Source organism: Micromonospora sp. USAFONa4 (genome assembly GCF_057197825.1).
Map to the genome: position 1 here is coordinate 3,592,846 of NZ_CM170072.1, position 12,360 is coordinate 3,605,205.

The 12,360-nt window shown below is 72.1% G+C and carries 7 protein-coding genes; 5 read left to right on the forward strand and 2 right to left on the reverse strand.

The genetic code is table 11. The features are described 5' to 3' along the window. The first annotated feature begins 6 nt into the window (after positions 1-6). From AC0OO9_RS15815 to AC0OO9_RS15830, 4 genes are all read left to right on the forward strand, one after another. The gene (locus tag AC0OO9_RS15815; RefSeq protein WP_484517818.1) at positions 7-894 is read left to right on the forward strand and encodes a carbohydrate ABC transporter permease; all 888 of its coding nucleotides are present in this window, start codon (positions 7-9) and stop codon (positions 892-894) included. Positions 895-1,031: 137 nt separating this feature from the next. Further along, positions 1,032-2,615 (forward strand): glycoside hydrolase family 13 protein, encoded by a 1,584-nt coding sequence (locus AC0OO9_RS15820; protein WP_484517820.1) that lies wholly within the window; start codon positions 1,032-1,034, stop codon positions 2,613-2,615. 212 nt (positions 2,616-2,827) lie between these two features. Continuing rightward, a complete protein-coding gene (locus AC0OO9_RS15825; RefSeq protein ID WP_484517821.1) occupies positions 2,828-5,701 on the forward strand; it encodes a galactose-binding domain-containing protein in 2,874 nt (957 codons plus the stop codon). Between the two features lie 176 nt (positions 5,702-5,877). After that, entirely contained in the window at positions 5,878-9,570 is a 3,693-nt protein-coding gene (locus AC0OO9_RS15830; RefSeq protein WP_484517823.1) for a discoidin domain-containing protein, read from the forward strand. Between the two features lie 60 nt (positions 9,571-9,630). Here the strand turns inward: AC0OO9_RS15830 and AC0OO9_RS15835 are convergent, their stop codons facing one another. Together AC0OO9_RS15835 and AC0OO9_RS15840 are read right to left on the reverse strand one after the other, a co-directional pair. Beyond that, on the reverse strand, positions 9,631-10,374 hold the full coding sequence (locus AC0OO9_RS15835; RefSeq protein WP_484517824.1) for a crotonase/enoyl-CoA hydratase family protein: 744 nt from the start codon (positions 10,372-10,374) through the stop codon (positions 9,631-9,633). 40 nt (positions 10,375-10,414) lie between these two features. After that, the gene (locus AC0OO9_RS15840; protein WP_484517825.1) at positions 10,415-11,332 is read right to left on the reverse strand and encodes an EamA family transporter; all 918 of its coding nucleotides are present in this window, start codon (positions 11,330-11,332) and stop codon (positions 10,415-10,417) included. Between the two features lie 165 nt (positions 11,333-11,497). Here AC0OO9_RS15840 and AC0OO9_RS15845 point away from each other — a divergent pair, with 165 nt between their 5' ends. Next, positions 11,498-12,349 carry a Rieske (2Fe-2S) protein gene (locus AC0OO9_RS15845; protein WP_484517826.1) on the forward strand — a complete coding sequence of 284 codons (852 nt, stop codon included), beginning with the start codon at positions 11,498-11,500 and terminating at the stop codon, positions 12,347-12,349. Positions 12,350-12,360 lie beyond the last annotated feature (11 nt).

Below are 12,360 nucleotides of genomic sequence, written 5' to 3' on the forward strand. Positions count from 1 at the left end.
CGCGGAATGGCACAGGACTCCGGGACCCGGACACTCGTCTCCCCCGCCCAGCTCAGGCGGGGGCGCGGCAGGGTGATCTACTGGGTGCTGCTCGCCGTCGTCGTGACGGGCTTCACGCTCGTCTTCCTCGGGCCCCTCTACTGGATGGTCACCGGCGCGCTCAAGTCGGGCCAGGAGATCGCGCAGACCCCACCGTCGCTGTTCCCGAAGGATCCGCAGCCGCAGAACTACGTCGAGGCGTGGAACAACCTCGACCTCGCCAAGCTGCTGTTCAACACCTTCTACTACGCGGCCGGCGCGGTCCTGTTCCAACTCGTCTTCGACACCGCCGCGGCGTACTCCCTGTCGAAGCTCCGGCCGATCTTCGGCAACGTGATCCTCGGCCTGATGCTGGCGACGCTGATGATCCCGGCGATGGTCCTCATCGTCCCGCAGTACGTGACCGTGATCGACCTGCCGATCCTGCACGTCAACCTGCTCGACTCGCCGTTCGCGATCTGGCTGCCCCTGGTCGCGAACGCGTTCAACATCTTCCTCCTGAAACGGTTCTTCGACTCGATCCCGGAGGAGCTGATGGCGGCGGCCCTCATGGACGGGGCGACCCCGCTGCGCACGCTCTGGTCGATCGTCCTGCCGATGTCGCGCCCCATCCTCGGCGTGGTCTCGATCTTCGCCGTGACCGCGGTCTGGAAGGACTTCCTCTGGCCGAAGCTGGTCATGCCGTCGCCCGAGACCCGGACGGTCAGCGTCGGCATCTACGCCTTCTCGGGCGGTACGCCCATGAACGTGGTGGTCGCCGCCTCGGTCATCGCCGCGATCCCGACCGTCATCGTCTTCCTGATCTTCCAGCGGAACATCATGTCCGGCCTCACCACGGGCAGCCTCAAGGGATAGCCCCGGCGCAACCCTCCGCGGCGAACAACGGCTGTTTGCCCGGGACACATCAAGGTCCGGCGAACCCGCCGACGCACTGACGCAGAAAGCAGGTGCTCGTGTCCAGAGCAGACAAAGGTCCGTGGTGGCGTGGAGCGGTGATCTACCAGGTGTACCCGCGTAGCTTCGCCGACGGCGACGGCGACGGCATCGGCGACATCGCCGGCATCCGGTCGCGGCTGGACTACCTGTCCGCGCTCGGCGTCGACGCGATCTGGTTCAGCCCCTGGTACCCCTCCCCGATGGCCGACGCCGGCTACGACGTGGCCGACTACCGCGACATCGACCCGGTCTTCGGCACCCTGGCCGAGGCGGAGGCGCTGATCGCGGAGGCACACGCGCTCGGCATCAGGAGCATCGTCGACGTGGTGCCGAACCACTGCTCCGACGCGCACCCCTGGTTCCAGGCGGCGCTCGCCGGCGGCCCGGACGCCCCCGAGCGCGAGCTGTTCTGGTTCCGCCCGGGCCGGGGCCCGGACGGCGACCAGCGGCCCACCGACTGGGTCGGCGAGTTCGGCGGCGAGACCTGGACCCGGACCACCAACCCGGACGGCACCCCCGGCGACTGGTACCTGCACCTGTTCGCCCCGGAGCAGCCGGACTTCAACTGGGACCACCCCAGGGTGCGCGCCGAGTTCGAGGACATCCTGCGGTTCTGGTTCGACCGCGGGGTGGACGGCGTCCGGATCGACTCGGCCGGCCTGCTGGTCAAGGACGGGACGCTGCCCGAGACGCTGCCGGGCCGGCCGCACCCGTTCCGCGACCTCGACGGGGTGCACGAGATCTACCGCGACTGGCGGCGGATCGCCGACGAGTACCCCGGCGACCGGGCACTGATCGGTGAGGTGTGGATGCCGGACCGGCAGCGGTTCGCCAACTACCTGCGCCCGGACGAGCTGCACACGGCGTTCAACTTCGACTTCCTCGGCTGCGCCTGGGACGCCTCGGCGCTGCGGGAGAGCATCGACGGGACGCTGAGCGTGCACGCGCTGGTCGGCGCGCCGGCCACCTGGGTGCTCTCCAACCACGACGTCACCCGGCACGTCACCCGCTACGGCCGGGCGGACACCACGTTCAGCTTCGCGGCCAAGCGCGAGGGAACGCCCACCGACCTGGAACTGGGCACCCGCCGGGCCCGGGCCGCCGCGCTGCTGTCGCTGTCGCTGCCCGGCGCCGCCTACGTCTACCAGGGCGAGGAGTTGGGCCTCTGGGAGGTCGAGGACATCCCGCGTGAGCTGCGGCAGGACCCCATGCACTTCCGCTCCGGCGGGATCGATCCCGGCCGGGACGGCTGCCGCGTCCCGATCCCCTGGTCCGGTGAGACGCCGCCGTTCGGCTTCAGCCCCGACGACGCGACGGCAGCGCCCTGGCTGCCCCAGCCGGCCGACTGGAAGGACCGCACCGCCCGCGCCCAGGGCGGCGACGTCCACTCGATGCTGGAGCTGTACCGGGCCGCCCTCGCCGTCCGGCGCGCCGAGGCGGCCCTCGGCGACGGGGAGCTGAGCTGGCTGCCCGCCCCCGAGGGGGTGCTCGCGTTCCGGCGGGAACCCGGCTTCGCCTGTCTGGTCAACCTCTCGGACACGGCGGTGCCGCTGCCGCCCCACACCGAGCGGCTGCTGGCCAGCGGGCCGCTCGACGACGACCGGTTGCCGCCGGACACCGCCGTCTGGCTACGGGTGTAAGGAAGGGGCCCTTCCTTACACCCGGGGGCGCCGCGACGGCCGCGCGAGTAGGTGCGGTCGGAACCGGCCCGACCCCGACGGTGCCGGCGGCCCGTCCCGGCCGCCGGCACCGCCCACCGCAGGCCCGCGCCGGCCGAGGCCGACAGGGAGGTACGCGCACCGCACCGCACGACACGGGGGACCTGGCCACCTGAGGAAAGGGAGCGCCGCTCATGGCCGACCACACCACCCCGCACCACCAGCGAAGACACCGCATCCGCGCGGGGCTCGCCGCCCTCGCCGCAACCGCCCTCGCGGCGGCCTCGATCTCCGTCGTCGCGCTGACCACCACCGCGACCCCGGCCCGCGCGGCGGGACTCTCGCCGTTCGACATCCCGGGGCGGGGCGCCACCGTCCCGTTCGTCGAGCAGGAGGCGGAGGAGGTCGCGCACACCGGCACGAGGATCGGCCCGGACCGCCGCTACGGCACGCTGCCGTCCGAGGCGTCCGGCCGGGAGGCGGTCACCCTCGACGCCGTCGGCGAGTACGTCGAGTTCACCCTGACCGCGCCCGCCAACGCGGTGACCTTCCGCTACAGCCTGCCGGACAACGCCGCCGGCACCGGCCGGGACGCCAGCATCGACCTGCGGGCCAACGGCGCGCTGGTCAAGGCGGTGCCGGTCACCTCACGGTACGGCTGGTACTACGGCGGATACCCGTTCAACAACAACCCGGGCGACACCAACCCGCACCACTTCTACGACGAGACCCGGGCCATGTTCGGGACCACGTACCCGGCCGGCACGAAGATCCGCCTCCAGGTCTCCTCGACCGCCCAGTCGCCGACCTTCACCATCGACCTGGCCGACTTCGAGCTGGTGGGCGCCCCGATCGCGAAGCCGACAGGCGTGCTCGACGTGGTCACCGACTTCGGCGCCGACCCGACCGGGGCGACCGACTCCACCGCCAAGTTCCAGGCGGCGGTGGACGCCGGCAAGGCCCAGGGTCGGGCCGTCTGGATCCCGGCCGGAACGTTCACCCTCTGGGACCACGTCGTCGTGGACGGGGTGACGCTGCGCGGGGCGGGCCCGTGGTACTCGGTGCTCGGCGGGCGGCACCCGACCGACCGCAAGCGGGCCGCCGGCATCTACGGCAAGTACGTCCCCGGCGGCGGCTACAGCGGCGAGATCCGGCCGCACGAGGCCGGCGGACCCAGCCGCAACGTCACGCTGCGCGACTTCGCCATCATCGGCGACATCCGGGAACGCGTGGACGAGGACCAGGTCAACGCCATCGGCGGGGCGATGTCGAACTCGGTGGTCGACAACGTCTGGATGCAGCACACCAAGGTCGGGGCCTGGATGGACGGCCCGATGGACAACTTCACCATCCGCAACAGCCGGATCCTCGACCAGACCGCCGACGGGGTGAACTTCCACTGGGGCGTCACCAACTCCACGGTGACCAACACGTTCGTACGCAACACCGGTGACGACGCCCTCGCCATGTGGGCGCAGAGCGTGCCGAACGTGAACAACTCCTTCACCCGCAACACGATCGGCGTGACGATCCTCGCCAACCACCTGGTGACCTACGGCGGGCGGGACATCAAGATCACCGACAACGTCACCGCCGACTCGGTGACCAACGGCGGCGGCATCCACGTCGCCAACCGCTACCCGGGCGTGACCGGCCCGACCGCCGTCTCCGGGACGATCACCGTCGCCCGGAACACGCTGATCCGCAACGGCAACTCGGACTACAACTGGCGCTTCGGCGTCGGCGCCATCTGGTTCTCCGCGCTCAACGAGCCCATCCAGGGCGCGGCGGTGAACGTCACCGACACCGACATCCTGGACAGTTCGTACGCGGCGCTGCACTGGATCGAGGGACAGACCAGCGGGATCAGCTTCAACAACGTACGGATCGACGGCGCGGGCACGTACGCCCTCCAGGTGCAGGCGCCCAGCCAGGTGTCCTTCACCAACGTGCGGGCCACCGGGATCGCCCAGGCCAACCCGATGCACAACTGCGTCGGCAGCGGCTTCCAGATCACCCAGGGCACCGGCAACTCCGGCTGGTACACGTCGACGCCGTACTGCGGGCCGTGGCCTGAGCCGCAGTGGGGCGGCGGCCCCACCAGCCCGCCCCCGACGACGCCGACCACCCCGCCCCCGACCACCCCGCCGCCCACCACGCCCCCGCCGACCACCCCGCCCCCGACCGGCGGCAACCTCGCGCAGGGGCGGCCGGTGACCGCGACGAGCACCAACCAGAACTACGTCGCGACGAACACGGTGGACGGCAACGCGGCCAGCTACTGGGAGAGCGCCAACAACGCGTTCCCGCAGTCGCTGACCGTCGACCTGGGCGCGGCGCGCACCGTCGACCGGGTGGTGCTGAAGCTGCCCGCCGGCTGGGAGCGCCGGACCCAGACGCTGTCGGTGCTCGGCTCGACCGACGGCTCCTCGTGGGCCACCCTCGCCGGGTCGGCCGGGCGCACGTTCGACCCGGCCGGCGGCAACACGGTGTCGATCAGCGTGCCGGCCGGCGAGCGCCGGTTCGTCCGGCTGACCGTCACCGGCAACACGGGCTGGCCGGCGGCGCAGCTCTCCGAGTTCGAGGTGTACGGCGGCGGCCCCACCACCCCGCCCCCGACGACCCCGCCGCCGACCACCCCACCCCCGGCCGGGAACCTGGCGCTCGGTCGACCGGCCGCGGCGACCAGCCACGCCGACGTGTACGTGGCGGCCAACGCGGTCGACGGCAACCCGAACACCTACTGGGAGAGCGCCAACAACGCCTTCCCGCAGTCGCTGACGGTGGACCTGGGCGCAAACCGGACGGTGTCCCGGGTCGTGCTCAAGCTCCCGCCGTCCTCGGCGTGGCAGACCCGTACCCAGACGCTGTCGGTGCTCGGCTCCACCAACGGCTCGTCGTTCACCACCCTGAAGGCGTCCGGCGGCCACACCTTCGACCCGGCCACCGGCAACACGGTCACCGTGACCTTCGCGGCGACCAGCCAGCGGTACCTGCGGCTGACGTTCACCGGCAACAGCAGCTGGCCCGCCGGCCAGCTCAGCGAGTTCGAGGTCCACTCCAGCTAGCCCGATGGCCCCCGCCCGTCCCGGCGGGGGCCATCGGAGTCCGGGCGGCCCGGCGCAGCGCCGCCCTGACATCACCCCGCACCGTCCCCCACCTGTCGCGGCACGACGGGCGTACCCCTGCGCCCGTCACCGGGCAACGCACCCGCACCCCACCCCCGAAAGAGGTGTAGCGACCCATGTCCAGACTCGGCACCAGACCCGGGACCGCGCCGGCCGGCGCGCCCCGCCCCGTCCCCCGGTCGACCCGCCCGGCCAACCGGCGGCTGCTCGCCGGCGTGCTCGCCGGGCTGCTCCTCACCGCCGTCCCGGCCGTCACCCCGGCGGCCGCCGCGCCACCGGCGGACCCGACCGCGACTGCCGCCCGCGCGGCCCTGCTCGCCGGGCTCTCCGCCACCATGACCGCCAGCAGCCACAACCAGAACTACGTGGCGGGCAACGCGAACGACGGCAACGCGGCCACCTACTGGGAGAGCGCCAACAACGCCTTCCCGCAGTGGATCCAGGCGGACCTCGGCGCCACCGTCAGCGTCGACCGGGTGGTGCTCAAGCTGCCGCCCTCGTCGGACTGGCAGACCCGCACCCAGACGCTGTCGGTGCTCGGCTCCACCAACGGCTCGTCGTTCACCACCCTGAAGGCGTCCGGCGGCCACACCTTCAACCCGGCCACCGGCAACACCGTCACCGTCAGCTTCACCGCGACCAGCACCCGGTACGTGCGGGTGCAGGTCACCGGCAACACCGGCTGGCCGGCCGCCCAGTTCTCCGAGGTCGAGGTCTACGGCGCCGCCGGGAACCCCGACACCCAGGCGCCCAGCGTCCCGGGCAACCTCGCGTACACCCAGCCCGCCAGCGGGCAGATCCGGCTCACCTGGTCCGCGTCCACGGACAACGTCGGGGTCACCGGCTACGACGTGTACGCCAACGGCGCGCTGCGCGGCAGCGTCAACGGCTCCACGCTGACGTACACCGACAGCCAGCCGGACAGCGCCACGGTCTCGTACCAGGTCCGGGCCAGGGACGCGGCCGGCAACCAGTCGGCGAACAGCAACACCGTGACCCGGACCGGCACCGGCAACCCGCCCGTCGGCAACAACCTGGCGGTCGGCAAGCCGATCACCGCCTCCGGGCACGTGCACACGTTCGTGGCGACCAACGCCAACGACAACAACGTGGCCACCTACTGGGAGGGCAACGGCAACCCGAGCACGCTGACCGTGCAGCTCGGCGCCAACGCCAACCTCAGCCGGATCGTGCTGAAGCTGAACCCCGACTCCGCGTGGGGGGCGCGTACCCAGAACATCACAGTCCTCGGGCGGGACCAGGGCTCCTCGACCTTCACCACCCTGGTCGGCGCGGCGAACTACGCCTTCAGCCCGGCCAGCGGCAACACGGTGACCATCCCGGTCTCCGGCGCGGCGGCCGACGTGCGGCTCTCGATCGCCTCGAACACCGGCGCCCCGGCCGGGCAGGTCGCCGAGTTCCAGGTCATCGGCACCCCGGCGCCGAACCCGGACCTGACCGTCACCGGCATGTCGTTCAGCCCGTCCGCGCCCGTGGAGACGAGCGCCGTCACGCTCTCGGCCACCGTCCGCAACGCCGGCTCGGCGGCCTCCGGCGCCACCAACGTCAACTTCTACCTCGGCACCAACCGGGTGGGCACCGCGCCGGTCGGCGGCCTGGCGGCCGGCGCCTCGGCCACGGTCACCGCCAACATCGGCAACCGGGACGCGGGCAGCTACCCGCTGAGCGCGAAGGTCGACGAGTCGAACACCGTCGTCGAGCAGGACGACACCAACAACAGCTACACCAACCCGAGCCCGCTGGTGGTCAGCCCGGTCGCCAGCTCCGACCTGGTCGCCGCCGCGGTCGCCTGGTCGCCGGGCACCCCGGCGGCCGGCAACACGGTCACCTTCTCCGTGTCGATCCGCAACGCCGGCAGCGTGGCCTCCGCGTCGGGCGCGCACGGCATCACGCTCACCGTGCTCAACGAGGCGGGCACGGTCGTGCGTACCCTGACCGGCTCGTACTCCGGGGTGATCAACGCCGGGGCGACCGTCGGCCCGGTCAACCTGGGCACCTGGACCGCCGCGAACGGCAAGTACACCGTCCGGGTGGTGCTCGCGGCCGACGGCAACGAGCTGCCGGTCAAGCAGGGCAACAACACCAGCGACCGGGCGCTCTTCGTGGGGCGCGGCGCCAACATGCCGTACGACATGTACGAGGCCGAGGACGGCGTGGTCGGTGGCGGCGCCAGCGTCGTCGGGCCGAACCGTACCGTCGGCGACCTGGCCGGTGAGGCGTCCGGCCGGCGGGCGGTGACCCTCAACTCGACCGGCAGCTACGTCGAGTGGACCACCCGGGCCAGCACCAACACCCTGGTCACCCGCTTCTCCATCCCGGACGCGCCGGGCGGCGGCGGGATCAACTCGACGCTGAACGTCTACGTCAACGGCACGTTCCACAAGGCCATCGACCTGACGTCCCGGTACGCCTGGCTCTACGGCAACGAGGCCAGCCCGGGCAACTCGCCGAGCGCGGGCGGACCGCGGCACATCTACGACGAGGCCAACGTCATGCTCAACTCGACCGTGCCGGCGGGCAGCAGGATCCGCCTCCAGAAGGACCCGGCCAACACCACCACGTACGCGATCGACTTCATCAACACCGAGCAGGTGGCGCCGATCGCCAACCCGGACCCGGCGCGCTACGCCACGCCGACCGGCTTCACGCACTCCGATGTGCAGAACGCCCTGGACCGGGTGCGGATGGACACCACCGGCAACCTCGTCGGGGTGTACCTGCCGGCGGGCAACTATTCCACGGCGTCGAAGTTCCAGGTGTACGGCAAGGCGGTCAAGGTGACCGGCGCCGGCCCCTGGTACACCCGGTTCAACGCCCCGTCCGGCCAGGACAACACCGACATCGGCTTCCGGGCCGAGAACTCGGCGGCCGGATCGTCCTTCGCGAACTTCGCCTACTTCGGCAACTACACCTCGCGCATCGACGGGCCGGGCAAGGTGTTCGACTTCTCCAACGTGTCGAACATCGTGATCGACAACATCTGGAACGAGCACATGGTGTGCCTCTACTGGGGCGCGAACACCGACTACATGACGATCAAGAACTCCCGGATCCGGAACATGTTCGCCGACGGCATCAACATGACAAACGGGAGCACCAACAACCTGGTCAGCAACAACGACGCCCGGGCCACCGGCGACGACAGCTTCGCGCTGTTCTCGGCGATCGACGCGGGCGGCGCCGACATGAAGGACAACATCTACGAGAACCTGACCTCGACCCTGACCTGGCGGGCCGCCGGTGTCGCCGTCTACGGCGGCTACGGCAACACGTTCCGCAACATCTACATCGCGGACACGCTTGTCTACTCCGGCATCACCATCAGCTCGCTCGACTTCGGCTACCCGATGAACGGCTTCGGCGCGAGCCCGCCCACCCGGTTCGAGAACATCTCGATCGTCCGGGCCGGCGGGCACTTCTGGGGCGCGCAGACCTTCCCGGCGATCTGGATCTTCTCCGCCTCGAAGGTGTTCCAGGGCATCCGGGTCAGCGACGTCGACATCGTCGACCCGACCTACAGCGGCATCATGTTCCAGACCAACTACGTCGGCGGTCAGCCGCAGTTCCCGATCACCGACACGGTCTTCACCAACGTCTCCATCAGCGGCGCCCGCAAGAGCAGTGACGCGTACGACGCGAAGTCCGGCTTCGGCATCTGGGCCAACCCGATGCCGGAGGCGGGGCAGGGGCCGGCCGTCGGGTCCGTCACCTTCAACAACCTTCGCCTGAGCAACAACGCGGTGGACATCCAGAACACCACCTCGACGTTCACCATCAACCGCAACTGACCCACCCGGGTGTGAAAAAGGGCCCCTTCCTGACGCATAGCGTTAGTAAGGGGCCCTTCCTCACCTCTCGCCGGCGGCGAAGCGGGCCGCACCGGCCGCCGCGTCGGCGGCCAGCGACTCCATCCCGTACGCCAGCTCCACCTCCAGCGCCGCCGCTTCCGGCAGGCCGGCGCCGGCGAGCATCGCCGCCCGGTCGTTGCGCAGGCAGGTCTGCGGGTGCCGGGCGATCTCGGCCGCCAGCCGCTCGGCCGCCGCCCGGGACTCACCCGGCGCGACCAGCCGGTTGACCAGCCCCATGGTGTACGCCTCCTCGGCCGGCACCGGCCGGCCGGTGAGGATCAGGTCCATCGCCCGGCTCTCGCCGATCAGCCGGGGCAGCCGGACCGTGCCCCCGTCGATCAGCGGCACCCCCCAGCGGCGGCAGAACACCCCGAGCACCGCGTCGGACTCGGCGACCCGCAGGTCGCACCAGAGCGCCAGCTCCAGCCCGCCGGCCACCGCGTGACCGGAGATCGCGGCGATCACCGGCTTGCTGAGCGTCATCCGGGTCGGACCCATCGGGCCGTCCCCCTGCGCCTCCACCCGGTTGCCGCTCGGTGTGCCGATGGCCTTCAGGTCGGCCCCGGCACAGAACGAGCCGCCGGCACCCCAGAGCACGGCCACCGCCGCGTCGGGGTCGGCCTCGAAGGCGCGGAACGCGTCGGCCAGCGCCCGTGCCATCGGCCCGTCGACCGCGTTGCGGGCCGCCGGGCGGTCCAGGATCACCGTGGTCACCGCCGCGGCGCGTTCGACGCGTACGCCCATGCCGACAGCATGCCCCCGACGGTGCCGGCGGCGCCAGGCGTCAGGGTGCGGCGGACCGGCCCGGGCGGACCAGGGTGGCGCCCAGCGCGGCGCCGACCACGCAGGCCACCCCCGCCGCCTGCGGCCAGGCCAGCAGCTCGCCGAGCAGGACCAGCCCGACCAGCGCCCCGATCGCCGGCTCCAGGCTGAGCAGGACCGCGAAGACCCGGGCCGGCATCCGGCGCAGCGCCGCCATCTCCGCCGAGTACGGCAGCACCGACGACAGCAGCGCCACCGCCGCGCCCAGCGCGAGGGTCCACGGGTCGAGCAGCGCCGTACCGCTGCCGGCGACCCCGAACGGCAGCACGGCCAGCGCGGCGACGGCCATCCCCAGCGCGAGGCCGCGGCTGCCCGGCACCCGGGCGCTGACCGCCTTGCCGAGCAGCACGTAGGCGGCCCAGCCGACCGCGACGGCCACGCAGCACAGCAGGCCCAGCCGGTCCACCCCCGTCCCGCCGAGCCCGCTGATCAGCAGCACGCCGCCGCCGGCCAGCGCCGCCCACGCCACGTCGGCGAGGCGGCGGCTGCCGGCGAGCGACACCAGCAGCGGCCCGGCGAAGCCGATGGTGACCGCGACGCCCAGCGGCACCCGGTGCAGGGCCGCGTAGAAGGCGAGGTTCATGACCGCCAGGGCCAGCCCGAACGCCCCGACCAGACCGGCGGTACGCCAGCCCAGGCGCAGCCCCGGCCGGACCAGGACCAGCAGGATGAGCGCGGCGAAGCCGAGCCGCAGCGTGGTGGTGCCGCCGGCGCTGGTGCTGCCGAATAGCTGCTTGGCGACGGCCGCCCCGACCTGGGTGGAGAGCATGCCCAGCAGCATCAGCAGCGGGGGCGGCACGGCCCGGGGCTGCCCCAGCGCGACGCTCAGTCGGGTCGCCGGTCGACCGGCCGGCAGCGGGCGGGAGGAGAGTGCGTACACCCGGACCACAGTGGCCGTGGACGGTGCGGCCCGCGACCCGATTTCCACGCCCGCCGACCTCGGTGGGGCGTCCCGTTACGGGTCGGTGGGGGCGCGACCACGTACCGCTGCGGATCCGTCACCGCCGACCGGTTTGCGGGGGCTCCTGCCGGGAAGTCGGTACGGGTGCGAGCACTCTTGACGAAGATCGAGCAGGCATCCGGGCTGGACCGGGTCGGCGACCGGTTGCAGCGTGCCGTCCAGGCCACCCTCCGACCGCAGCGGGTCCGCGACCTGCTGCACGGCGTCTGGCTGGGCCATCCGCTGCACCCGGCGATGGTGCAGGTGCCGGTGGGCGCGTGGCTCAGCACGGCGGTGCTGGACCTGATGCCGGGGCAGCGCCGGGCCGCCGCCACGCTGTGCGCGGTGGGCACCGTCAGCGCCCTCCCGGCCGCGGTCGCCGGCCTCAACGACTGGGCGGCCCTGGCTCGCGACCAGCGCCGGATCGGCCTGGTGCACGCCGCGTCCAACAGCGTCGGCCTGGCGTTCTACGCCGGCTCGGTGGCCGCCCGGATGACCGGCCGGCACAACCTCGGCCGTACGCTCGGCTTCCTCGGGCTCGGTGCCGCCAGCATGGGGGCGTACCTGGGCGGGCACCTGGCGTACAAGCAGGGCGCGCAGGTCAACCAGAGCATCTCCGAGCTGCACCGGATGAGCGACGGCTGGCACTCGATCGCGGACATGGCTGCCCTGCCGGAGCGCAGGCTGATCACCCGGGAGGTCGACGACGTCTCGGTGATCCTCTACCGGCACGGCGACGAGGTCACCGTGATGCTGGAGCGCTGCCCGCACCAGAGCGGCCCGCTGGGCGAGGGCGAGGTGCGCGAGATCGACGGGCACGACTGCGTGGTCTGCCCGTGGCACGGCAGCGCCTTCCGCCTCAACGGCGGCGAGGTCGTGCACGGACCCTCCGGCAACGACCAGCAGATCCTGCCGACGCGCGTCGTCGACGGCGTCCTGGAGACCCGCCTGCCCTGACCGGCGCCCGG

Coding starts and splice junctions, on each gene's coding strand:
- AC0OO9_RS15815 (WP_484517818.1), top strand. CDS start 7: ATGGCACAGGACTCCGGGACCCGGACACTCGTCTCCCCCGCCCAGCTC.
- AC0OO9_RS15825 (WP_484517821.1), top strand. CDS start 2,828: ATGGCCGACCACACCACCCCGCACCACCAGCGAAGACACCGCATCCGC.
- AC0OO9_RS15830 (WP_484517823.1), top strand. CDS start 5,878: ATGTCCAGACTCGGCACCAGACCCGGGACCGCGCCGGCCGGCGCGCCC.
- AC0OO9_RS15835 (WP_484517824.1), bottom strand. CDS start 10,374: ATGGGCGTACGCGTCGAACGCGCCGCGGCGGTGACCACGGTGATCCTG.